At 71.7% G+C, this 23,485-nt stretch carries 18 protein-coding genes and 1 pseudogene; 5 read left to right on the top strand and 14 right to left on the bottom strand.

Going from position 1 to position 23,485, the window contains the following annotated elements:
• Nucleotides 1-30 precede the first annotated feature (30 nt).
• The 11 genes and pseudogenes from murG to SKC42_RS15045 all read right to left on the bottom strand — a co-directional run bounded on the left by murG (nucleotide 31) and on the right by SKC42_RS15045 (nucleotide 14,735).
• The gene (gene murG, locus SKC42_RS14995) at nucleotides 31-1,284 is read right to left on the bottom strand and encodes an undecaprenyldiphospho-muramoylpentapeptide beta-N-acetylglucosaminyltransferase (protein WP_330965081.1); all 1,254 of its coding nucleotides are present in this window, start codon (nucleotides 1,282-1,284) and stop codon (nucleotides 31-33) included.
• Nucleotides 1,281-3,080 carry a putative lipid II flippase FtsW gene (gene ftsW, locus SKC42_RS15000; RefSeq protein ID WP_442932157.1) on the bottom strand — a complete coding sequence of 600 codons (1,800 nt, stop codon included), beginning with the start codon at nucleotides 3,078-3,080 and terminating at the stop codon, nucleotides 1,281-1,283. Before ftsW ends, murG begins: the two co-directional genes overlap by 4 nt.
• Before the next feature lie 6 nt (nucleotides 3,081-3,086).
• On the bottom strand, nucleotides 3,087-4,553 hold the full coding sequence (murD, locus tag SKC42_RS15005) for a UDP-N-acetylmuramoyl-L-alanine--D-glutamate ligase (protein ID WP_330965179.1): 1,467 nt from the start codon (nucleotides 4,551-4,553) through the stop codon (nucleotides 3,087-3,089).
• The gene (mraY, locus tag SKC42_RS15010) at nucleotides 4,553-5,632 is read right to left on the bottom strand and encodes a phospho-N-acetylmuramoyl-pentapeptide-transferase (RefSeq protein ID WP_330965082.1); all 1,080 of its coding nucleotides are present in this window, start codon (nucleotides 5,630-5,632) and stop codon (nucleotides 4,553-4,555) included. The genes murD and mraY overlap by 1 nt, the downstream gene beginning before the upstream one ends.
• A 161-nt stretch (nucleotides 5,633-5,793) precedes the next feature.
• Nucleotides 5,794-7,311, bottom strand: a pseudogene (locus tag SKC42_RS15015) (UDP-N-acetylmuramoyl-tripeptide--D-alanyl-D-alanine ligase); the annotation flags it as partial.
• The gene (locus tag SKC42_RS15020) at nucleotides 7,308-8,873 is read right to left on the bottom strand and encodes a UDP-N-acetylmuramoyl-L-alanyl-D-glutamate--2,6-diaminopimelate ligase (RefSeq protein WP_330965083.1); all 1,566 of its coding nucleotides are present in this window, start codon (nucleotides 8,871-8,873) and stop codon (nucleotides 7,308-7,310) included. The pseudogene SKC42_RS15015 and the gene SKC42_RS15020, both read right to left, overlap by 4 nt.
• A 111-nt stretch (nucleotides 8,874-8,984) precedes the next feature.
• Nucleotides 8,985-11,045 carry a peptidoglycan D,D-transpeptidase FtsI family protein gene (locus SKC42_RS15025; protein WP_330965084.1) on the bottom strand — a complete coding sequence of 687 codons (2,061 nt, stop codon included), beginning with the start codon at nucleotides 11,043-11,045 and terminating at the stop codon, nucleotides 8,985-8,987.
• Nucleotides 11,042-12,292 (bottom strand): hypothetical protein, encoded by a 1,251-nt coding sequence (locus SKC42_RS15030; protein ID WP_330965085.1) that lies wholly within the window; start codon nucleotides 12,290-12,292, stop codon nucleotides 11,042-11,044. The genes SKC42_RS15025 and SKC42_RS15030 overlap by 4 nt, the downstream gene beginning before the upstream one ends.
• Nucleotides 12,289-13,461, bottom strand: a complete 1,173-nt coding sequence (gene rsmH / locus SKC42_RS15035) for a 16S rRNA (cytosine(1402)-N(4))-methyltransferase RsmH (RefSeq protein WP_330965086.1) — start codon at nucleotides 13,459-13,461, stop codon at nucleotides 12,289-12,291. The genes SKC42_RS15030 and rsmH overlap by 4 nt, the downstream gene beginning before the upstream one ends.
• Nucleotides 13,436-13,867 (bottom strand): division/cell wall cluster transcriptional repressor MraZ, encoded by a 432-nt coding sequence (gene mraZ, locus SKC42_RS15040; RefSeq protein WP_085254095.1) that lies wholly within the window; start codon nucleotides 13,865-13,867, stop codon nucleotides 13,436-13,438. The genes rsmH and mraZ overlap by 26 nt, the downstream gene beginning before the upstream one ends.
• A 466-nt stretch (nucleotides 13,868-14,333) precedes the next feature.
• Nucleotides 14,334-14,735: a DUF3040 domain-containing protein gene (locus SKC42_RS15045; protein ID WP_330965087.1), complete on the bottom strand. Its 402-nt coding sequence runs from the start codon at nucleotides 14,733-14,735 to the stop codon at nucleotides 14,334-14,336.
• Nucleotides 14,736-15,065: 330 nt separating this feature from the next.
• Here SKC42_RS15045 and SKC42_RS15050 point away from each other — a divergent pair, with 330 nt between their 5' ends.
• The gene (locus SKC42_RS15050; protein WP_330965088.1) at nucleotides 15,066-15,701 is read left to right on the top strand and encodes a GNAT family N-acetyltransferase; all 636 of its coding nucleotides are present in this window, start codon (nucleotides 15,066-15,068) and stop codon (nucleotides 15,699-15,701) included.
• A 137-nt stretch (nucleotides 15,702-15,838) separates the two neighbouring features.
• Nucleotides 15,839-16,486 carry an LppM family (lipo)protein gene (locus tag SKC42_RS15055; RefSeq protein ID WP_330965180.1) on the top strand — a complete coding sequence of 216 codons (648 nt, stop codon included), beginning with the start codon at nucleotides 15,839-15,841 and terminating at the stop codon, nucleotides 16,484-16,486.
• On the opposite strand, the gene SKC42_RS15060 is transcribed toward SKC42_RS15055, so the two are convergent.
• Nucleotides 16,483-17,379, bottom strand: coding sequence for a mycobacterial-type methylenetetrahydrofolate reductase (locus SKC42_RS15060; protein WP_330965089.1), 897 nt, complete (start codon nucleotides 17,377-17,379; stop codon nucleotides 16,483-16,485). The genes SKC42_RS15055 and SKC42_RS15060 overlap by 4 nt on opposite strands.
• Before the next feature lie 227 nt (nucleotides 17,380-17,606).
• Between SKC42_RS15060 and idsA2 the strand changes: the two genes are divergently transcribed.
• Nucleotides 17,607-18,704: a bifunctional (2E,6E)-farnesyl/geranyl diphosphate synthase gene (gene idsA2, locus SKC42_RS15065; RefSeq protein WP_330965181.1), complete on the top strand. Its 1,098-nt coding sequence runs from the start codon at nucleotides 17,607-17,609 to the stop codon at nucleotides 18,702-18,704.
• Between the two features lie 2 nt (nucleotides 18,705-18,706).
• Nucleotides 18,707-20,239, top strand: a complete 1,533-nt coding sequence (locus SKC42_RS15070) for an alpha-(1->6)-mannopyranosyltransferase A (protein WP_330965090.1) — start codon at nucleotides 18,707-18,709, stop codon at nucleotides 20,237-20,239.
• On the opposite strand, the gene SKC42_RS15075 is transcribed toward SKC42_RS15070, so the two are convergent.
• Nucleotides 20,233-20,637 carry an Rv2175c family DNA-binding protein gene (locus SKC42_RS15075; RefSeq protein ID WP_330965091.1) on the bottom strand — a complete coding sequence of 135 codons (405 nt, stop codon included), beginning with the start codon at nucleotides 20,635-20,637 and terminating at the stop codon, nucleotides 20,233-20,235. The two genes, SKC42_RS15070 and SKC42_RS15075, sit on opposite strands and share 7 nt — an antisense overlap.
• A 92-nt stretch (nucleotides 20,638-20,729) precedes the next feature.
• On the opposite strand from SKC42_RS15075, the gene SKC42_RS15080 reads away from it, so the two are divergent.
• On the top strand, nucleotides 20,730-22,004 hold the full coding sequence (locus tag SKC42_RS15080; protein WP_330965092.1) for a protein kinase domain-containing protein: 1,275 nt from the start codon (nucleotides 20,730-20,732) through the stop codon (nucleotides 22,002-22,004).
• 82 nt (nucleotides 22,005-22,086) lie between these two features.
• Here SKC42_RS15080 and SKC42_RS15085 read toward each other — a convergent pair whose 3' ends face one another.
• Nucleotides 22,087-23,472, bottom strand: a complete 1,386-nt coding sequence (locus tag SKC42_RS15085) for a class II 3-deoxy-7-phosphoheptulonate synthase (protein ID WP_330965093.1) — start codon at nucleotides 23,470-23,472, stop codon at nucleotides 22,087-22,089.
• Between the last annotated feature and the right edge of the window lie 13 nt (nucleotides 23,473-23,485).

Genomic DNA, 23,485 nt, shown 5'->3' on the forward strand with positions numbered 1-23,485 from the left:
GGGGCAGCTCGGGCGCCGGCTGCTCGGCGGTCACCGTGGTCCCCCGCCCGCGTGCCCGGCCCGCACCCGTCTGGCGATGTCCAGCGCCGCCTCGGCCACCAGGCGCGCGGCGTCGCGGTGACCCACCTGCGCGGCGGCCGCCGTCATCTCGGCCAGCCGCGGCGCGTCGTTGAGCAGGCCGCCGACCTGCTCAACCACCAGGTCCGGGGTGAGTGCCGCGTCGGCGACCAGCATGCCGCCACCGGCGTTGACCACCGGCAGCGCGTTGAGCCGCTGCTCCCCGTTGCCGATGGGCAGCGGGACGTAGATGGCGGGCAGGCCGACGGCCGACACCTCGGCGACCGTCATCGCCCCGGACCGGCAGATCGCCAGGTCGGCCGCGGCGTAGGCCAGGTCCATCCGGTCGAGATACGGCACCGCCACGTAGGGTGGGTCGCCCGGCCGCGATTGCCGCAGGTCGAGCGTGTTCTTCGGGCCGTGGGCGTGCAGCACGGCCACGCCGGCGGCGGCCAGCCCAGCGGCGGCCCCGGACACCGCCCGGTTGAGCGAGACGGCACCCTGCGAGCCGCCGAACACCAGCAACACCTTGGCGTCGTCGGCGAAACCGAAGTAGCGCCGCGCCTCGGCGCGCAGGGCCGCGCGGTCCAGCGTGGTGAGCGCCGCCCGGATGGGCACGCCGACCACCTCGGCCCGCGCCAGCCCGCAGTCGGGGACCGCCGAGAGCACCCGGTCCGCGGTGCGGGCGCCGACCCGGTTGGCGATCCCGGCGCGGGCGTTGGCCTCGTGGATCACCACCGGGATGCGGCGCCGCCGGCGGAATCCGCTCGGGATGCCGCGGGCCGCCAGGTACGCCGGCAGGGCCACGTACCCGCCGAAGCCGATGACGACGTCGGCGTGCACGGCGTCCAGCACGGCGCGGGTCTCGCGGACGGCCCGCCACACCCGCGGTGGCAGCCGGGCCAGGTCGCCGGTGGGCTTGCGGGGCAACGGCACCGGCGTGATGAGCTCGAGGTGGTAGCCGCGCTTGGGCACCAGGGTGGTCTCCAGGCCCCGCGGCGTGCCGAGCGCAGTGATCCGCACCCGCGGGTCGAGCGCGGTCAGCGCGTCGGCGACGGCCATCGCTGGCTCCACGTGGCCGGCGGTGCCGCCACCGGCGAGCACGACGGACAGGGCATCCGACGGCGGCGACCCGAACGGCGGCGATTCAAAAGACGGCGACGCGGCACCGGCGGGCGAGGGGCTTGCCCCCAGCCCGCCGGCCGGCTTCCTGACCGTGTCGTTCACCCGTAACGCTGACCTTCCAGTGCGCGTGTGCGCCGTGGCTGGCGCTGGCCCGCGGCATTGCCGGCGCCCTTGGCGCCCTTTCCGAGGCCCGTGCCGACACCGCGCTGGCCAGATCCATGATGCCTAACCCGCGATCGGGCGCTGCCGCCAGACTGGCGCGACGGCCGGGCCGCGGCCGGGCGCAGGGGTGTCTCGGAGTTGCGGGACGCCTTCCGGGCCGGCGCCTTCGCCTTGCCGCCGCCCTTCCCGTTCCCACGCGGGCCGCCCTTCCCAGGGGCCGTGCCGACCCGCCTGCGGTCGCGGAACGCCTCGAGCCGGCTCGGCACGTAAGGCTCGGGCAGCGGCAGCCGCAGGATCCGATTCATCTTGTCGTCGCGGCCCGCGCGCAGCGCGGCCACCGCCTCCGGCTCGTGACGCGCCGCGTTGGCCATAATCCCGATCATGAATAGCGTTGCCGCCGTTGATGTCCCACCGGCCGAGATGAGGGGCAGCTGGATGCCTGTGACCGGGAGGATGCCGATCACGTAGCCGATGTTGATGAACGCCTGCCCCAGCACCCACATCGTCGTGGTGGCGGTGAGCAGCCGCAGGAACGGGTCGGCCGAGCGGCGCGCGATCCGCATCCCGGCGTAGGCGAACAACCCGAACAGGACCAGCAGCCCGAACGCGCCGATGAACCCGAGCTCCTCGCCGATGATCGCGAAGATGAAGTCGTTGTGCGCGTTGGGCAGGTAGTTCCACTTGGCCACGCCCTGGCCCAGGCCGTCGCCGAAGACGCCGCCGTGGGCGAGCGCGAATTTCGCCTGCCGGGCCTGGTAGCCGGTGTCCATCGGGTCGTTCTCGGGGTTCATCCAGGACCGCACCCGGTCCGACCGGTAGCCCGCCGACATCGCCAGCACACCACCGGCCATGAAGACCGCCAGTAGCGAGGTGCCGAAGACGCGCAGCGGGAGCCCCGCGTACCACAGCAGGGCCAGCAGGATGATGCCGAAGGACACGGTCTGCCCCAGGTCGGGCTGTGCCACGATCAGGGCCAGCGCGATGACGGCGGCGGGCACCAGCGGAATCAGCAGCTCGCGCAGCGACGCCCGCTCCAGGCGCCGGGCGGCGAGCAGGTGCGCGCCCCAGATGGCGAATGCGATCTTGGCCAGCTCGGAGGGCTGCATCGAGAAGCCCGCGATGACAAACCACTTCCGGGACCCGTTGGCCAGGTTGCCGATGCCGGGGACGAGCACCAGCACCAGCAGGATGACGGTGACGACGTAGCCGGTGAACGCGACCCGGCGGAGGAACCGGACCGACATCCGCAGCGCGGCGTAGCAGGCGATGAGGCCGACGACCGTCCACATGACCTGCTTGCCGAAGATCACCCACGCCGAGCCGTCCGCGTCGTAGGACCGCACGCCCGAAGCCGACAACACCATGATCAGGCCGAGCGTCGTGAGCAGCCCCGCAACCGCGATGATCAGGTGAAACGAGGTCATCGGGCGGCCGAGCCAGGCGCCGAATCGGCTACCGGGGCCCGGCGCCGGGGCCATCGCGGCCGGGACCTCACGGCTGAGGAACGCCGGCGCGTGGGCGGGCCGGTTCTCCTCGGCGGCGTCGATCGCCTCGTCGGCGATGTCCCCGGGCGCCTGGTCGGCGCCGGCCACCCCCTCGGCCGTGCCGTCTTCGTTGGCTCGGCCGTCGGCGTCGGTGACGGCGAGTTGGTCGTCGGGCTCGGCCGGCGTGGTCTCCCCCGCCGCCCGCGTCGATTTCTTGCCCCGGCGCAGCCGCCGGGTCAACCCGTTACCCACACCCGCCTACCGCAGGACCGCGCGTACGGCGGCGGCGAACGCGTCGCCCCGGTCGGCGTAGCCGGTGAACTGGTCGAACGAGGCACCGGCCGGCGCAAGCAGAACGGTGTCGCCAGGCCTGGCGAGGTCGCGGGCCGCGGCCACGGCGGCGGTCATGACGCGGGCGCCGAGATCATCACTCGAATGTTTCACTTCTGTCACATTTGCATCAGAAACCACAGCCGTCGCATTCATATCAGCATCCTCGCCTGTCACAACCTCGACGACGGGGACATCCGGCGCGTGTCGCGATAACGCCTCTGCAACCTCGCGGCGATCCCGGCCGATCAGCACCGCGCCGACCAGGCGCGACGCAATCCTGGCGACCTCCGCGTCCACCGAGGTCCCCTTCAGCAAACCGCCCGCGACCCACACCACCCGCGGGTAGGCCAGCACGGACGCCTCGGCCGCGTGCGGATTGGTGGCCTTGGAGTCGTCGACGTAGGTGATCCCGTCGGCGACGGCCACCACCTCGGCGCGGTGCCGGCCGAGCCGGAAGGAGGCGATCGCGGTCCGGATCGCGTCGGCCGGCACACCGATGCTGCGCGCCAGCGCCGCCGCGGCCAGGGCGTCCAGGATCCCGACGGGGCCGGGCACCGGAATCGACTCGACCGGCAGCAAAGCCAGGCCGTCGGCAAACGCCCGGTCCACGAGTTGGCCGTCGCGCACCCCGAGCTCGCCGACGGCCGGCTCGCCGAGCCGGAACCCGGCCCGAACCGGCGCCGCGGCCGTGTCCAGCAACGCCGAGGCGCGGGCGTCGTCCAGCCCGACCACCGCCACCCGGCCCCGCAGGACGCGGGCCTTGTCGGCCGTGTATTCGGCCATCGTGGAGTGCCAGTCCAGGTGGTCCTCGGCGATGTTCAGCACGACGCCCGCCTCGGGCCGCAGCGAGGGCGCCCAGTGCAGCTGGAAGCTGGACAGTTCGACGGCCAGCAGGTCGCCGGGCTCCTCCAGCACGGCCAGGACCGGATCGCCGATGTTGCCGCAGAGCAGGCTGCGGCGCCCGGCGGCAGTGAGGATGGCGTGCAGCATCGACGTCGTCGTGGTCTTGCCGTTGGTCCCCGTAACCACCAGCCAGCGGCGCGGCGGGCCGTAGCGTCCCGCGGCATCGAGCCGCCAGGCCAGTTCGACGTCGCCCCAGATGGGCACGCCCGCCGCCGCGGCGGCGGCCAGCAGCGGCGTCCCCGGGGAGAAGCCCGGGCTGGTGACCACGAGCGCATAGTCGGCGATCCCACGGATGGCCGCCGCCGTGGTGGCGGTCGCCACGCCTTCGCCGGCGTAGCGGCGCAGCGTGGCCGGGTCGTCGTCGCACAGCGTCGGGGCGGCGCCGAACCGGGTCAGGGCCGCCAGCACGGCCTTACCCGTGACGCCTCCGCCGGCCACCAGCACCGGCGCGCCCGGCGCGAGCGGCGCCAGGGTGTCAGGGCCGCCCATCAGGCACCGGTCGCGGCGAGCCACTCACCGTAGAACAGCGCGACGCCCAGACCGCAGGTGATCGCGGTCAGCAGCCAGAACCGGATGATCACCGTGGTTTCGGCCCAGCCGGCCAGCTCGAAGTGGTGGTGGAAGGGTGCCATCCGGAACACCCGGCGCCCGGTGGTGCGGAAGGCAAGAATCTGCAGTACGACGGAGGTGACCTCGGCGACGAACAGCGCTCCCAGCACGACGGCGAGGATCTCGGTCCGGCTGGTCACCGACAGCCCGGCGATGATGCCGCCGAGGGCCAGCGAGCCGGTGTCGCCCATGAATATCTTGGCGGGTGCGGCGTTCCACCAGAGGAAACCGATGCAGGCGCCGGCGGTCGCGGCCGCGACGATCGCGAGGTCCAGGGGGTCGCGGACGTTGTAGCAGCCCAGGCCGGGCGTGGCGACGCAGGCGCTATGTGCCTGCCAGAACGTGATGAGCACGTAGGCGGCCGAAACCATCGCCATGGCCCCGGCGGCCAGCCCGTCGAGGCCGTCGGTGAAGTTGACCGCGTTGGACCAGGCGCTGACGACGACGACGCAAAACAGCACGAACAGCCCCGGCGTCAGGGTGACGGTGGCGATCTCGCGCACGTAGGACAGGTCCGGGCTGGCCGGAGTCAGGCCGTAGGCGTTGTGGAACTGCAGGACCAGCACCCCGAACAGCACCGCGGCCCCGATCTGGCCGAGCGCCTTCGCGGTCTTGTTCAGCCCGAGGTTGCGCGACTTGCGGACCTTGATGATGTCGTCGAGGAACCCGACGCCGCCCAGCGCAGTGGCCAGGCCCAGCACCAGCAGGCCGGACGCCGAAATGCCCTCACCGTCGAACGCCAACCCCGCGAGGTGCGTGCCCAGGTATCCGGCCCAGATGCCGGCGAGGATCGCCACGCCGCCCATCGACGGCGTGCCCCGCTTGCTGTGGTGGGTCGGCGGGCCGTCCTCCCGGGTGTGGTGGCCGAACCCCTGCTTGGTGAAGAGGCGGATCAGCACCGGCGTCAGCAGGATGGAGACGGTCAGCGCGATGGCGACGGCGATCAGGATCTGTCTCATGCCGGTTCCCAGCTTGAGGGTGACGACCCGCTTCGCCCGGCTTCGCCGCCCTCGCGATCATCACGGCCGCTCGAGGGTGACGACCCGCTTCGCCCGGCTTCGCCGCCCTCGCGATCGTCACGGCCGCTCGAGGGTGACGACCCGCTTCGCCCGGCTTCGCCGCCCTCGCGATCGTCACGAGCCAGGGCGTCGGCCAGCGCACCCAGCCCCACGGCGTTCGACGCCTTGACCAGGACCACGTCACCGGGCCGCAGCTCGGCACGCAACAACGCCAGCGCCGCGTCGCCGTCGGCGACCTCCACGGCTTCGGTTCCCCACGATCCCTCCATGACCGCTCCGTGGTGCATCGCGCTCATCGGCCTCCCGCTTCCCACGACGACAAGTCGAGACACATCTAAGCGCACCGCCAGCCGGCCGATGCGGTCGTGCTCGGTTATCGCGTCCTCACCGAGTTCGGCCATCTCCCCCAGCACGGCCCAACTCCTGCGTTTTTCGCCGGGGCCCGCCACTCCGCCGTGGGCCATCCAGGCCAGCGCCTGCAAACCGGCCCGCATCGAGTCGGGGTTGGCGTTGTACGCGTCGTCGATGACCGTCACCCCGTCGGCGCGGGTGGTGACCTGCATGCGGTGCCGCGACACCGGCCCCGCCGCGGCGAGCGCGCCCGCCACCTGCTCGACGGTGGCGCCGCATTCCAGCGCCACCGCGCCCGCGCACAGGGCGTTGGTGACCTGATGATCGCCGGACACGGCGAGCCGGACCGGCGCCTCGCCGGCGCCGCGCACGTGCAGGGTGAAGCGCGGCCGGGCCAGCTCGTCCAACGAGACGTCGTCGGCCCACACGTCCGCCCACTCGCCGGCACCGCCGGAATCGTCGCGGCTGACGCGCACCACCCGGGCCGCGGTCTGCCTGGCCATCGCCGCCACGGCCGGGTCATCGACGTTGAGAATGACCGCGCCGGATTCCGGAACCGATTGCGGCAGTTCGGCTTTCGTCCGCGCGATGGCGTCGCGGGAGCCGAACTCCCCCAGGTGCGCGGTGCCGACGTTGAGCACCACGCCGATGGCCGGCGGGGCGATCTCGGCGAGCGCGGCGATGTTTCCGGGGTGGCGCGCCGACATCTCCAGGACCAGGTAATCGGTGTCCCGGGTCGCACGCAGCACGGTCCAGGGATGGCCAAGCTCGTTGTTGAAAGAGCCCGGCGGCGCCACCACCTCGCCCAGCGGCGCCAGCACGGCCGCCACCAGATCCTTGGTGGAGGTCTTCCCCGACGACCCGGTGATCCCCACGACGGTCAGACCCCCGGCCACCAGCTCGGCGGCCACGGCCCTGGCGAGCTTGGCCAGCGCGGCCAGCACGGCGGCACCCGACCCGTCGGCGTCGTGCTCGAGCACCCCGGCCCGCACGTCGGCCGCGCTCACCGGCGGCGCCACGATCGCGGGCACTCCCACCGGCCGGGCCGCCAGCACGGCGACGGCGCCCGCTGCCACCGCCGAGGCCGCGTGGTCGTGCCCGTCGGAGCGGGCCCCCGGCAACGCCAGGAACAGCCCGCCCGGACCGACGGCCCGCGAGTCGAACTCCACCGTTCCGGCGACGCGAGCCCGCGCGGCGGCCTCCGGGGTGATATCGGCGAGGGTGCCGCCGACGATGTCGGCGATCTGGGCGACGCTCAGGTCGATCATCGGCGCGCCTCGAGCGCCTCGAGGGCCGCCCCGAGCTCGACCCGGTCGTCGAACGGGCGCGTGTGGCCGCCGCCGCGCTGCCCGGTCTCATGCCCCTTGCCGGCGACCAGCACCACGTCGCCCGGGCGCGCCCAGGCCACCGCGTGCCGGATCGCCTCGCGCCGGTCGCCGATCTCCACCACCTCGGCGGTGCCACCGGTCGCCCCGGCCACGATCTCGCACCGGATGGCCGCGGGGTCCTCGCCGCGCGGGTTGTCGTCGGTGACGACCACCAGGTCGGCCAGCTCGGCGGCGGTCGCGCCCATCGGCGCCCGCTTGCCCGGATCGCGGTCGCCGCCCGCGCCGAACACCACCGCCAACCGCCGGCCGGGCCGCGCGAGCGCGGTCAGCACGGCGCGCAGCGCCCCCGGCTTGTGGGCGTAGTCAACGAGCGCGAGGAAGTCCTGGCCGCGGTCGATCTCTTCCATGCGCCCGGGCACTCGGGTGTCGAGCAACCCGGGCGACGCCTGCTCCGGCGACACCCCAACGGCCTCCAGGACTGCAAGGGCCACAAGACAATTGGCGATGTTGTACGCGCCGGGCAGCCGGATGCCGACGCGGTGCTGCACGCCGGCGGGGTCGACGGCGGTGAACTGCTGGCCGCCGGCGCCCATGGGCGCCGCGTCGGCGGCGCGCCAGTCGGCGGGGCGGTCGGTGGCGCTGACGGTGACCGCGTCGCCGGCGCGGTCGGCCATCGCGCGTCCGGCGTCGTCGTCGACGCAGACGACGACCCTGCGGGCCCGCAGCGCGGAGGCCGGGTCAATCAGCAAGGCCTTGGCCTCGAAGTAGTCGGCCATGGTCGGGTGGAAGTCCAGGTGGTCGCGGGACAGGTTGGTGAACGCGCCGACCGCGAAGCCGGTGCCATCGACGCGGCCGAGGGTCAGCGCGTGGCTGGACACCTCCATGACGACCGTGTCCACGTCACGTTCGGCCATCGCCGCGAGCAGGGCCTGCAGGGCCGGGGCCTCCGGGGTGGTGAGCGCGCTGGGGATGTCGGCGCCGTCGATGCGGATGCCGATCGTGCCGATGAGCCCGACGGTGCGGCCGGCGGCGCGCAGCCCGGACTCGACCAGGTAGGTGGTGGTCGTCTTGCCCGAGGTGCCGGTGATGCCGATGACGGCCAACCGGTCGGAGGGGTTTCCGTACACCGTGGCGGCCAGGCCGCCCAGCACGCCGCGCGGCGCGGGATGCACCAGCGTGGGCACCCGGCCGGCGTGGGCGCCCATCTCGGCCACCCCGGCGGCGTCGGTCAGCACCGCGACGGCGCCGCGGTCGATGGCGTCGCCCGCGTACCGGGCGCCGTGCGTCATCGAGCCCGGTAGCGCGGCGAAGAGGTCCCCAGGCAGCACGTCCTGGGCGCGCAGCGTCACGCCGGTGACGGCGACGGCGGGGACGGCGGCGCTCCCGTCGGCGGCCACCGCGCCCGCCTGGGTCGCCAGCGCGGACAGCGCGACGCCCGCGACGGCGCTGGGACGCAAGCCACCCGCCACTGCCCATACCTCCCTACGCTGCGCGATCCCCATCGCTCGGCCATGACACCCTACCGAGGCACCGGGGTGACGCGGTCTTGCCGCGCCTCGCAGCCGCGCCCAACGTCGCGTCGTGGCGCCGAAACGCCGGGCGGCCCGGTGCGGCTAGGTGGCCTGCAAGGTGAGCGGCGGCCCCGGGTCGGGCGACAGCGGGACGTTCTCCCGCTGCATCAGCCAGCCGGCGATGTTGTGGAACAGCGGGGCCGCGGAGTGCCCAGGCGTGCCGTCGGCGTTGCGCTCCGGGTTGTCCATCATGATCCCGACCACGTAGCGCGGATTGTCCACCGTGGCCATGCCCGCGAAGGTGATCCAGTAGACGTTGTCGAAGTAGCAGCCGCACGCCGGATTGATCTGCTGCGCGGTACCGGTCTTGCCCGCCATCTGGTAGCCCGGCACGCCGGCCGCCGACCCGGTGCCCTGCTGGTACCCCATCGGGTCGCGCTGCACGACCGCGCGCAGCATCCCCCGCACGGTCTGCGCGGTCTGCGCCGACACCACGCGGACGCCGTCGGGCCGCGGCTCCTCGGTGCGGGTGCCGTCGGGGGCGATGGTCGCCTTGATGATGCGCGGCGGTATCCGGACGCCGTCGTTGGCGATCGCCTGGTACATGCCCGCCATCTGCAGCAGGGTCATCGAAAGGCCCTGCCCGATCGGGAGGTTCGAGAACGTGCTGCCAGACCACTGGTCAATGGGCGGCACCAGCCCGGAGCTCTCACCGGGCAGTCCGACGTTGGTGCGCTGGCCGAGCCCGAACTTGCGCACCATGTCGTAGAAGCGTTCCGGCCCCACCCGCTGCGCCAGCATCAGCGTCCCGACGTTGGAGGACTTCCCGAATACGCCCGTGGTCGTGTAGGGCATGACGCCGTGCTCCCACGCGTCGTGGATCGAGACGCCGCCCATCGAGATGGTGCCGGGCACCTGCAGCACCTCGTCGGGGTTGGACAGCCCGTACTCGATCACCGACGACGCGGTGATCACCTTGTTCACCGATCCCGGCTCGAACGGTGACGACACCGCCAGGTTGCCCAGCTGCTTGTCACCTTGCCGGCCGATGTCCTGCGACGGGTCGAAGGTGTTGTCGTTGGCCATGGCCAGCACCTCGCCCGTCTTGGCGTCCAGCACGACGGCCGAGACGTTGTGCGCCCCGGACAGGTTCTTGGCCTGCTGCACCTGCTGCTGCACGTAGAACTGGATGTCGTCGTCGAGGGTCAGCTGGACGGTGGAGCCGTTGACGGCCTTGTGCCGGTTGCGGTAGCTGCCGGGGATCACGACGCCGTCGGAGCCCCGGTCGTAGGTGACCGATCCGTCGGTCCCGGACAGCACCGAGTCCATGGACTCCTCCAGGCCGAGCAGCCCGTGGCCGTCCCAGTCGATGCCGCCGACGATGTTGGCCGCCAGCGACCCGCCCGGATACTGGCGCATGTCCTGGCGCTCGGAGCCGACCTCGGGGTACTTGTCGGAGATCGCGCTGGCGACGGCGGGGTCGACCGCGCGGGCGAGGTAGACGAAGTTCTCGTCGCTCTGCAGCTTCTTTAGCAGGGTCGGGACGTCGGGCTTGTTACCCAGCCGGGTCGCGACCTCCTTGGCGATGTCGCGCAGCCGCTGCTGGGGATCGGGCGCCGCCGAGTTCTTCTGTTTGGCCTCCTCCAGCTGGTGCCGGATGCGTTTGGGCTGGAAGGTCAGCGCGCGCGACTCGGTGGTGAACGCGAGCTGGTCGTTGTGGCGGTCGACGATGCTGCCGCGGATCGCCTTCTCGACGTCGGTGACCTTCAGTTGCCCGGCCGCCTGGGCGCGCAGCGTCGGCGCGTCGGTGACCTGCAGGACGAACAGCTGGATGGCGGCCACCAGGATCAACACCAGGATCACCGCATTGCCGGCGCGGTGCCGGAAGACGAACGACGCGCCGCGGCTTCCGGCCGCGACGATCTGCCGGGTTCGGCGCTCCTTGGCCGAATGACCGGCCGGTGCCGCCGCCGGGCGGGCCGCCGCCTTGGCCTTCTTGGCCTTGCGGAATCCCTTGGGTTCCCGGGCGTCTCGGCCCTGCTCGGCTTGCCGCGGCTTGCGCAGCCGCTTGGGTTGCCGGAGGCCCTCGGCCTGCTGCGGGTTGCGGGGACCGCGCGTCGGCCGGGTCGACTGGCGGGTCCGTCGGGCGTCGCCCCGGCTCATCGGCCGGCACCCGGGGGCACGGCGGCCGGCAGCAAGACCTGCCCACCGGTCGCGAGCCCGTTACCCGGGCCCGGGCTCGGGAACCCTCCCGGCGCCGGGGCTCCGGGGATCACCGGGACGACCGCCTGCGACGCGGCGGGCGGCGGACCCGGCAGCACCGGAACCGGGACCTCGGCCGGTAACGGCGCCGGCACGCGAGCCGGTGACGGAATCGGCAAGCCGCCCAGGGGGATTGAGACTTCCGCGGGGCCCTGCGCGGGCGCCGGTCCCCCGGGCGTCGGCAGCCCCGGCATGGGCGCGGCGGGCGCCGGCAGGCCCGGCGTCGGGATGGCGCCCGGCACCTGGCCGGTGAGCGGGCCGTTGGGCAGCCCGGGCAACTGCGGCACCGCCTGCGGCAGGTGCTGCCCGCCGACCGTGGAGGCGCCGTCGGGCGCGCGCAGCAGCGCCTCGGGGCCCGGCCTGGCCGGGACGGGCGGGGCGCCCGCACCGGGCTCGACGCGAACGGGCACCTCGGGGGGCAGCGCGGCCGGCTGGGGCGGCGGCGGTGGGCCGGCATCGGGAAGCTTGCTGTTCAGCGGTGGCGGCGGCACGCCATCGGCGGGCTTCGGCGTGCCCACGACCACCCAGTTGCCGGACGGGTCCTGGACCAGGTGCGCGGTGTCGCGCGTCGGGATCATGCCCTGCTTGCGGGCCGCCTCGGCCAGCGCCGGGGCCGACTCCGCCTCGCGCACATCACGTTCCAACGATTCCTTCTGTTGCTGCAGCATCCGGTTCTTCTCGCGGGCGTGGCTCAGCTGATAGGAACGCTCCGCGGAGTCCGTGGACAACCACAGCGTGAGCCCCAGGCCCAGCGCCAGCGCCCCGATCACCAGCACGACGAATGGGACTTTGCTCGCGATGGTGCGCGGCCGCAGGTCGGTCGACGCGAGACGGATGGCCAGGCGCTCGCTCAGGCGGGGCCGAATAACCTTGGGCGCCTTGGCTTTGCGCGCCTTGGCCCGCGCCTTCGCTTGGCTGGTGCTCTTGGGCCGGGCCGGCAGCTCGACCGGCCGGGTGATCGGGCTGGTCTGCGGCCCCGACCTGGGCGCCCAGGCGTCCCGGGCGGGAGCGGCGACCCGGCCAGGCCGGTTCCGCCGCGACGACACCGGGTCGGCCCCGGCCCGCCTGCCGGTCCGGGCCGAACCGTCGCGAACACCCCGGCGGTCGTTGCCGCGGCCGCGTATCGGCGCCTCGCGCTTCACCTTCATGAGTCGCCTTTCCCAATTCGTTGCAGGGCCCGCAACCGCACGGCGGCGCTGCGGGGATTGCGTTCGACCTCGGCGGCGTCCGCGCGCTCGGCGCCGTGCGTCAGGGAGCGGAACCGCGGCTCGTGCCCGGGAAGCTCGAAGGGCAGGTCCACCGGCGTGCGGGACGCGACCGCGTCGGCGAACACCCGCTTGACGATGCGGTCCTCCAGGGACTGGTAGGCCAGCACGACGACGCGGCCCGACACGGCCAGCGCGCCGAGCGCGGCGGGAAGCGCCCGGCGCAGCGACTCCAGCTCGTCGTTGACGGCGATCCGCAGCGCCTGGAAGGTGCGCTTCGCCGGGTGGCCGCCGGTCCGCCGGGCCGGCGCCGGGATCGCCTCGTAGAGCAGCTCGACCAGTTGGGTGGTCGACGTGAACGGGGTGCGGGCGCGCTGGCGGACGATCCGCGCGGCGATGCGGCGGGCGAACCGCTCCTCACCGAAGCGGTGCAGGATGCCGGCCAGTTCCGCCTCGTCGTAGGTGTTGAGGATGTCGGCGGCGGTCAGCGCGGACTCCGGGTCCATCCGCATGTCCAGGGGTGCGTCCTGCGCGTACGCGAACCCGCGCTCGGGACGGTCGAGCTGCATGGACGACACGCCGAGGTCGAAGAGCACAGCGTCGACCGATTCCGTTGCCGCCAAACCGCATTCGTCGAGCGCGGCCGGGATTCCGTCATAGCGGGTGTGCACCAGGGTGGCCCGGTCGGCGAACCGCGCCAGTCGGCGCCGCGCGATGCCCAGGGCGCTCGGGTCGCGGTCGAGCCCGATCAGCCGCAGCCCGGGCAGCTCGCTGAGGAATCGCTCGGCGTGTCCGGCGGCGCCCAGGGTCGCGTCGACCAGCACCGCGCCCGACCCGTCGGGCTGGTGCCGGGTCAATGCTGGGGAAAGCAGCTCGACGCAGCGTTCCAGCAGCACGGGCACGTGGCCGTAGTCGTCTGAATTGTCAGCCACCGCAACGCCTCCCCGGGTTTGGCGGCACTCTCGCGACCCTAGGAACCCGAGGGCCGCCCCTGCACCGAGGTCCCTGTCCGAAGGCACGAACCTGGCGTTGGGGAAGTACGCCAGGGTCGGTTCGGGCAGAGACCACGATGCACGGGCACGCGCCTCAGATGATGTCGCCGAGTGCTTCATCGCTGGCCGCGGAGAAGTTCTCTTCGTGGGTCTGTTGGTAGTCGTTCCAGGCCTGCGCATCCCAGATCTCGAGGAAGTCGACCGCTCCGATGACCACGCAGTCCTTGGACAGGTTCGCGTACCGGCGGTGGTCGGCCGACAGCGTGATCCGGCCCTGCGCGTCGGGATGTTGTTCGTCGGTGCCGGCGGCGAGGTTGCGCAGGAAGGCCCTGGCCTCGGGGTTGCTCCGCGACGTCTTGCTTGCCCGGCGGGCCAGCTGCTCGAATTCCGCGCGCGGGTACACGGCCAGGCTGTGGTCTTGGCTCTTGGTGACCATCAACCCCCCTGCCAGTGCGTCGCGGAACTTGGCGGGCAGCGTGAGCCGCCCCTTGTCGTCGAGTTTTGGCGTGTAGGTGCCGAGAAACACCTGCTCACCTCCCCTGCGGGGTCACCCGAACACTTGAGCCACCATACCCCACAATCCCCCACTTCTCCCCATTAATTGGATGTCGTCGCCGTGTTTTCGCGGTTCTCCGCCCCCAAATGCGCTTTCAGTGGGACGACGAGATGCGCCACGTCACCCGGCAAACGCCCCGAGGCTCATAAAACGCGCATGTCAGAGGCCTAGAACCGCGCGGTGGGGCAAGGCGGGGAGTCGGGTGGGGCAAGGTGGGGCGTGCATCCAGGCCCGAAGCCTCGATTCCGGCTCGGTTTGGATTCAAAAGGGACTCAACGGGTCTGCCGGACGGCCCAGGGCTATCCGAGCCTGAAACGATGCCGCCGACCCCGCGCTCAGCGCACCGCGGCGCTCACGTGGCACCCCCGGCCCAGACGCCCCACAAACGACAAGCGGGGCAGCTGTTGGCTACCCCGCGGTGTCGTGCCGTGTGCCGCTAGTCGTCGAAGCGACGGCGGAACCGGTCTTCCATCCGGCTGGTGAACGAGCCCCCGCCTTTGTTGCGGCGCTGGCGCGGCGAACCGACCGCCGGACCGGAATGGCCCGGCCGCCCCGACAACCGCGGCCCGGTGATGGCGAACACCACACCGCCGAACATCACGATGAAACCGATGACGCTGAGGATCGGGAAACTTCCGATCATGGTGGCTTTGAACGCCACCCCGGACACCAGCATCGCCAAACCGATCACGAACAACGCCGCGCCCTGCAACCGCCGCCGCGCCGTCGGCGCCCGGAAGCCCCCGCCGCGCACGCTCGACGCGAACTTGGGGTCCTCGGCATAGAGAGCGCTCTCGATCTGATCGAGCATCCGCTGCTCATGATCGGAGAGTGGCATTCGTCCCTCCTTGCCGGCACGTTGACGCGTATCCATCGGTAGCACGCGGATGCCCGTTGGGAGGGCAACTAAATCAAATGATACGAGGTCAATCTGCGCCTTACCACCGGTTCGGCGGCGATTCTATCCCCGTCCACCCTCTTCGCTGCCCCACACCCACCCCACACGCGGCGGACGCGGAACCTCGCTGCGCGCCAACCCCCTTTGCTTCGAGCGGGCCGCCCCGTTCGCGCCCGCCCGTCGAACGGCCCCACCCGGGTCCGATAATTGCGTGAGCGCGGGGACCGGAGGGGCAACCGCACGGGATGACCGGACGAGGAGGCACCGCAGTTGGCGATCTTCCTCATCGATCTGCCGCCGCAGGACATGGAGCGCCGCCTCGGCGACGCCCTCGGGGTCTACGTCGACGCGATGCGCTACCCGCGCGGCACCGAGCACCAGCGCGCCGCGATGTGGCTCGAGCACCTGCGGCGACGGGGGTGGCAGGGCGTCGGGGTCGTGGAGTCCGACGTCGCCCACGGTTCCTCCCCGTCGGCCGCCGACCTGAGTGACGCGCCGCTGCTCGGCGTGGCCTACGGCTATCCGGGCGCCCCGGGGCAGTGGTGGCAGCAACAGGTCGTGCTGGGGTTGCAGCGCGGCGGCCAGCCGCCGCAGGAGATCGCGCGCCTGATGACCAGCTATTTCGAGCTGACCGAGTTGCACATCCATCCCCGCGCGCAGGGCCGCGGGCTGGGCGAGGCGCTCGCCCGCCGGCTGTTGGAGCGCCGGACCGAGCAGAACGTCTTGCTCTCGACGCCGGAAACCAGCGGTGAGCCCAACCGGGCATGGCGGTTGTACCGGCGACTCGGCTTCACGGACGTCATCCGCGGTTACCACTTCGCCGGTGACCCGCGGGCCTTCGCAATCCTGGGCCGCGCACTGCCGCTGGAGAGCTCCGCGCCCCTTCAGAGCCCGGCGTCCCCTTAGCGCTATAGCGCCGCGACGCGGGGCGAGTCGCCGAGGCGACACACCGCATCTGGCACGATGACCTGGTGCGCGCCAGCTCCCCTCCGCTCCCGGCCCGGCGATCCGTCCCCCGGCGCCGCCGCGCGTTGGCCATCGCGATGCTGCTTTTCCTCGTCCCCCTGGCCACCGGGTGCCTCCGCGTCCGGGCGTCGCTCACCATCTCCCCCGACGACATGGTGTCCGGGGAAATCGTCGCCGCCGCCAAGCCCAGGACCCCGAAGGACATGGGCCCGCAGCTCGACACGAACAACCTGCCGTTCGGCCAGAAGGTGGCGGTGTCGAACTACGACAGCGACGGCTACGTCGGGTCGCAGGCGGTGTTCTCGGACCTGACCTTCGCCGAGTTGCCGGAGCTGGCGAACATGAACTCCGACGCCTCCGGAGTAAACCTGTCGCTGCGCCGGAACGGCAACCTGGTGATCCTGGAAGGCAGGGCGGACCTGACGTCGGTGACCGACTCCGAGGCGGACGTCGAGCTGACCGTCGCCTTCCCCGGCGTGGTGACCTCTACCAATGGCGACCGTGTCGAGCCCGAGGTGGTGTCCTGGAAGCTCAAGCCCGGCGTGGTCAGCACCATGACCGCCCAGGCCCGCTCCACCGACCCGAACACCCGCTCGTTCACCGGCGCCGGCGTCTGGCTGGGCATCGCATCCTTCGCGGCGGCCGGCGTGGTGGCGCTGCTCGCCTGGATCGGCCGGGATCGCTCCCCGCGGATCACTGCGCCGCGCGACCAGCCGCCGGCCTAGTCGCGCCGCGCGGGCGACCAGTAGTCGAGCATCTCCGCGAACGTCTGGAACGCCGGCCCCGACACCCCGTACGTGGCCTCGAAATGGACGCTGAGCGGGAAGCCGAGATCGGCGACGCCGTCGATCACCCGCTTGTAGAGGTCGACCATGAGCCGGCGCTTGTCGGCCGGCTCGCTGCCCGCCAGCCGTTTGACGAACTCCTGCTCGCCCGCCACCGCCGCGTTACCCGGATCCTGGATCAGCCAGTTGATCAGGCCGACCCGGTCCTCGACCGTCGGGACGAACCCGAACGACAGCAGGATCTCCGGCCGGTGGTCGCTGGTCTTGGCGAATTCGGCCAGGAAGTCGACGATCGCGTCGGAGTACAGCAGCTGGGTCATGGCGTAGTTGGCGCCCTGGTCGCACTTGAAGTTGAAGCGGCCCTGCTCGCCGTCGCGGGTCGGGATGAGGATGACGCCCCGGTTGGGCACCAGGTCGCGGTAGATCGACAGGGCATCGGTGGGTGCCACGCCCGATCCCTCGCCGTCGTTCATGGTGCGCGGCACGCCGACGAAGACGACGCCTTCCATCCCGGCAGAACACAGGGCGGCGAGCCGGTCCCGCAACGACGCCTCGTCCATGAACGCGGTGACCTGCGTGCAGAGGCCGTGCATCTCCGGCAGTTCCGGTTTGATGATCGACCAGAAGTCGAGCACGTCCAGCTTCGGCTTCATCGGGACGGGCCGGTCGTCGTCTTCCGCGATCATCCCCGGGATCATCACGTGTCGGAGCCGGCCGTCGAGGCCGGATTCGGCCGAGTACCGCACGACTTTCCGCGCGTCCTCGAGGGCCCGCTGCTGACCATCGTCGCAATTCGGGGGCACCAGCTCGAGGGCGATGGTGTTGAGGGTCACGCAGCTCCTCTCCGTCCGTCAGACGACCATTTCCCTGGGCTATGGATGGCCGCGCTGCCGTAGCGCCCAGACACCTCCGCCAGCATAGGCGTGGGCGGACCCGCCGCTCGGCGGGGGAATCTCGGCGGGGGAATACTGAGGCGGTCCAAGCTCGTGCGGCCGCCGGAGCGACATAAACTGTCGGCCCAGGACCGCACGAGCCAGGCCGAGCAGGAAGGGGCGCCGCGCTGAGCCCGGAAACCGCAAACGCAGCGGCAGCCGTCGAGTCGACCGGCGCGATCACCGAACGGCTTCGGCAATATCTGCACGAACGGCGCGCCGAGAGTGCCTACATCAGCTCCGAAGGCGGGGAGTACGACCAGCTGATCGCCGCGCTGGAAGACTTCGTGCTGGGCGGCGGCAAGCGGCTGCGGCCCGCCTTCGCGTACTGGGGCTGGCGTGCCGTGGCCGATGACGAGCCGAATTCCGATGCACTGCTGCTGTTTTCGGCCCTCGAACTCTTGCACGCCTGCGCCCTGGTGCACGACGACGTGATCGACGACTCCTCCACCCGCCGCGGCAGGCCGACGACGCACGTCCGCTTCGCCGCGCTGCACCGCGAGCGCGGATGGCGGGGTTCGCCGCAGCGGTTCGGCGAGTCGGCGGCCATCCTGCTCGGTGACCTCGCGCTGGCCTGGGCCGACGACATCGTCGCCGACTGGGCGGTAACACCGGACGCGCACCGGCGGATTCGGCCCGTGTGGGCCGGTATCCGCACCGAGGTGCTGGGCGGGCAGTACCTCGACATCGTTGCCGAGGCGAGCGCCGCCGAGTCCATCGCGTCGGCGATGAACGTCGACACCTTCAAGACGGCCTGCTACACGGTGACCCGCCCCCTGCAGCTCGGGGTGGCGGCCGCGGCCGACAGGCCGGACGTGCAGACGGCGTTCGGCCGGCTCGGGACGGACCTCGGGGTGGCGTTCCAGCTGCGCGACGACGTGCTGGGCGTGTTCGGGGACCCGGCGGTGACCGGCAAGCCGTCTGGGGACGACCTGCGCTCCGGTAAGCGGACGGTGCTACTGGCCGAGGCGGTCGAGCTCGCCGACCGGTCGGACCCCGCCGCGGCCGCGCTGTTGCGCAGCTCCATTGGCGCCGAGCTGACCGACGCACAGGTCGACGAATTGCGGGCGGTGATCGAGTCCGTCGGCGCGCTGGATGCCGCCGAGCGTCGCATCGCCGACCTGACGCGGCGCGCGCTGGACGCTTTGGCGGCCGCACCCGTGCACGCGGCCGCCAAAGCCGGGCTGTCCGAGATGGCCAAGATGGCCACCGACCGCTCCGCCTGACGATGTCTACGCCGACGCATACCCCGCCCGCCGACGAAGCGAGGGCCAAACCGACTATTCGGCAACGTTTTTCACGACTCACGACCTTCGCCGCAGCCCCCGAGTCCGGTCCGGCGCGGTTGGGCCTGCTCGGCTCGGTCCTGATCACCACCGGTGGACTCGGGGCGGGCAGCACCCGCCAGCACGACCCGCTGCTGGAAACGATCCACATGTCCTGGATGCGGTTCGGCCACGGCTTGGTGCTGTCGTCGATCCTGCTGTGGGCGGGCGTGGGCATCATGCTCATCGCGTGGATTGCCCTCGGCCGACGCGCGCTGGCCGGGCAGGTGACCGAGTTCACGATGAGAGCCACCACCGGTTTCTGGCTGGCGCCGCTCCTGCTCTCGGTGCCGGTTTTCAGCCGCGACACCTACTCGTACCTGGCCCAGGGCGCGCTGCTGCGCGACGGCCTCGACCCCTACGCGGTCGGACCCGTCGCCAACCCGAACATCCTGCTGGACAACGTGAGTCCGATCTGGACGATCACCACCGCCCCCTACGGCCCGGCGTTCATCCTGGTCGCGAAATTCGTCACGATCGTCGTCGGCAACAACGTCGTCGCCGGGACCGCGCTGCTGCGCCTGTGCATGCTGCCCGGGCTGGCGCTGCTGATCTGGGCCGCCCCACGCCTGGCGCGGCAGCTGGGTACCGACGGCTCGATCGCCCTGTGGATCTGTGTGCTCAACCCGCTGGTGCTCATCCACCTGATGGGCGGCGTGCACAACGAGATGCTGATGGTGGGCCTGATGGCCGCCGGCATCGCCCTGACGTTCGCCGGCCGCCACGTCCTGGGCGTCACGCTGATCACGGTCGCGATCGCGGTCAAGGCCACCGCCGGGATCTCGCTGCCCTTCCTGGTGTGGGTGTGGATGCGGCACCTGCGCGAGCGGCGTGGGTACTCGCCGGCGAAGGCGTTTTTCGCGGCGACCGCGGTGTCGCTGCTGATCTTCGGCGCGGTGTTCGGGGTGCTGTCCGCGGTCGCCGGCGTGGGCCTGGGGTGGCTGACGGCGCTGGCGGGATCGGTGAAGATCATCAACTGGCTGACCGTGCCGACGGCGGCCGCCAACCTCATCCACGCGCTGGGCAGCGGGCTGTTCCCGGTCGAGTTCTACGCCACGCTGCGGGTAACCCGCTACATCGGCATCGCGATCATCGCGGTGTCACTTCCGCTGCTGTGGTGGCGGTTTCGGCGAGACGACCGGGCGGCGCTGACGGGCATCGCGTGGTCGATGCTGATCGTCGTGCTGTTCGTGCCCGCCGCCCTGCCCTGGTACTACTCCTGGCCACTGGCGGTGGCGGCCCCGCTGGCCCAGTCCCGGCGGGCGGTCGCGTTGATCGCCGGCCTGTCGACGTGGGTCATGGTGATCTTCAAGCCCGACGGGTCGCACGGAATGTACTCGTGGCTACACGTTTTCATTGCCACGGCCTGCGGGCTGGTGGCCTGGTACGCGCTGCGCCGCGCCCCGGCTTCGTCACCGTCAGTAGGCCATCAGTAGGCCATCGCCTGCGCCCGGCGCAGGACCTCCCGGGCCTGGTGGGCGTGCAGCGCGTCGACGGGACGCGCGTTGCTCAACGAACCGCGGGTGCCGTCGCGGGTGACGGTCAGCGACGGGTCCGGAGTGAACAGCCAACGCACGATCTCGGTCTCGTGGTAGCCGCCGTCGTGCAGGATCGTCAGCAGCCCCGGGAGGCTCTTGACCACCTCACCGGAGTGGGTGAAGAAGACCTGCGGCACCACCACGTCACCGTCCCGGCGCACCGCGACCAAATGACCTTCCCGCAACCGCTGGTGAACCTTGCTGATCGGCAAGCCGAGCAATTCGGCGACCCGGGTCAGGTCATAAATCGGTTCGTCGGGGTCCAATACGTCATCGCCGGCTGGAATGCTGCCCACGGCGCCAGTGTAGGCCCTGCTCGGCGCGCTGGAGCCGTGTTCCGCCCGGCCGTTCGCGCGGCGGCGCCCCCGCCGCCCCCTAAGCTGGCCCCGTGGCCGCAACCGGTACCGGGGATCCGTTGGAGGGCACGTTGCTCGACGGCCGGTACCTGGTGGAGTGCAGGATCGCCAGCGGCGGCACCTCGACGGTGTACCGCGGCGTCGATGTCCGGCTTGACCGGCCCGTCGCAGTCAAGGTAATGGACGCGCGCTACGCCGGCGACGAGCAGTTCCTCACCCGCTTCCGGCTCGAGGCCCGCACCGTGGCCCGGCTGAAGAACCCGGGTCTGGTCGCGGTGTACGACCAGGGCATGGACGCGCGGCACCCGTTTTTGGTGATGGAGCTGATCGAGGGCGGCACCCTGCGCGAGCTGCTCGCCGAACGAGGACCGATGCCGCCGCATGCCGTGGCGGCGGTGCTGCGCCCGGTGCTCGGCGGGCTGGCGGCGGCGCACCGCGCGGGCCTGGTGCACCGCGACGTCAAGCCCGAGAACGTGCTCATCTCGGACGACGGCGACGTCAAGATCGCCGACTTCGGCTTGGTCCGCGCCGTCGCGGCAGCCGGGATCACCTCCACCAGCGTCATTCTGGGCACCGCGGCCTACCTGTCGCCCGAACAGGTGCGGGACGGCAACGCCGGCCCCCGCAGCGACGTCTACTCCGCCGGGATCCTGACCTACGAGCTGCTCACCGGGCGCACGCCGTTTACTGGCGATTCGGCGCTGTCGATCGCTTATCAGCGGCTGGACACCGATGTGCCACCGCCGAGCGCGGTGATCGAGGGGGTGCCGCCGCAATTCGACGAGTTCGTCGAGCGTGCGACCGCCCGCGACCCCGCGCGGCGCTACGCCGACGCCATCGAGATGGGCGTAGACCTGGACGAGATCGCCGACGAGCTGCGGCTGCCCGCCTTCCGGGTGCCGGCGCCCCGCAACTCCGCCCAGCACCGCTCGGCGGCGCTGCACCACAGCCGGATGGTCGAGCGGCCGGCCGGGCCGCCGCCGGCGGCCCCGGCGCCGGTTCGCCAGGCCACCCGGCAGCTGACCCGGGGGCCCGGCGAGTGGGCCGAGGCGGCGCCCGCCGAGCAACCCGAACCGCGGCCCGATCGCGACGGCTACGACTTTGACGACGGTTACGACAACGGCGACGACTACGAATACGAGCCCATCTCAGGCGAATTCGCCGGCATCGCGATGAGCGAATTCGTGTGGGCCCGCCAGCGCGGCCGGCGTGCGGTACTGATCTGGGTGGCGGTCATCCTGGCGCTCACCGGCCTGGTCGCTACCGCGGCGTGGACCATCGGCAGCAATCTGAACGGCCTGCTGTGACTCCATCGCCCGCGAGGGTGCGCAAATGCACGCCCGCACCGGCGTGTCGCCGTACAGACACGCTCGCTCGCGGTGCGGAAATTCACTCGCGCAGCATCTCGGCCACGAGGAACGCGAGCTCCAGCGACTGCTGAGTGTTCAGCCGCGGGTCGCACGCCGTCTCGTAGCGCCCGGCCAGGTCCACATCCGAAATGTCCTGCGCGCCACCGAGACATTCGGTGACGTTCTCGCCGGTGAGCTCGATGTGGATGCCGCCCGGGTGAGTGCCTAGCGCGCGGTGCACCTCGAAGAAGCCCTGCACCTCGTCGACGATGCGGTCGAAATGCCGGGTCTTGTAGCCGTTCGACGATTCGTGGGTGTTGCCGTGCATCGGATCGCACTGCCAGATCACCCGATGACCGGTGGCCTGCACCTTCTCGATGATCGGCGGCAGCACGTCGCGCACCTTGTGGTTGCCCAGCCGGGTCACCAGGGTCAAGCGTCCAGGCTTGTTGTGCGGGTCGAGCCGCTCCACGTACTCGACGGCCAGTTCGGGAGTCATGGTCGGGCCGATCTTCACGCCGATCGGGTTCGCGATCACCTCGGCGAACGCGACATGCGCGCCGTCGAGCTGGCGGGTGCGCTCGCCGATCCACACGGTGTGCGCCGACAGGTCGTAGAGCTGCGGTAGACCTTCGACGTCCGACAACCGCAGCATGGACCGCTCGTAGTCGAGCACCAAAGCCTCATGGCTCGCGTAGATCTCGGCGGTCTGCAGGTTACGGTCGGCCACTCCGCAGGCGCTCATGAACTTCAGGCCCCGGTCGATCTCGCTGGCCAGCGCCTCGTACCGCGCCCCGGCCGGCGAGGTGCGGACGAACTCACGGTTCCAGTCGTGCACGAGGTGCAGCGACGCCAGCCCCGACGAGGTCAGCGCGCGCACCAGGTTCAAGGCCGCGCTGGCATTGGCGTAGGCGCGCACCAGCCGCGACGGGTCGTGCTCGCGCGTCGCGGCATCCGGGGCGAAGCCGTTGATCATGTCCCCGCGGTAGGACCGCAGGCCCAGCGCGTCGACGTCGGCCGAACGGGGTTTGGCGTACTGACCCGCGATGCGGGCCACCTTGACCACCGGCATGCTCGCGCCGTAGGTCAGCACCACCGCCATCTGCAGCAGGGTGCGGATGTTGCCGCGGATGTGGGGTTCGGTGTTGTCGACGAACGTCTCCGCGCAGTCGCCGCCCTGCAGCAGGAACGCCTCGCCGCGCGCGACCTGGGCCAGGTGCTCCTGCAGCCGGACGATCTCAGAGGGCACGGTCACCGGCGGCACGCTCTCGAGGACCGTGCGCATCGACGCTGCCTGTTCGGCGGGCCAGCTGGGTTGCTGGGCGGCCGGTAGGGCCAGGGCGGCGTCGAGGCGGGCGCGCAGGTCGCCCGGCAGCGGCGGCAGCGACGGCAGCTGGTCGAACGGTATGTCGACGGTCCAGTTCATCGGTACATGGTAA

Source organism: Mycobacterium sp. 050134, assembly GCF_036409085.1.
Classification (GTDB): Bacteria; Actinomycetota; Actinomycetes; order Mycobacteriales; family Mycobacteriaceae; genus Mycobacterium.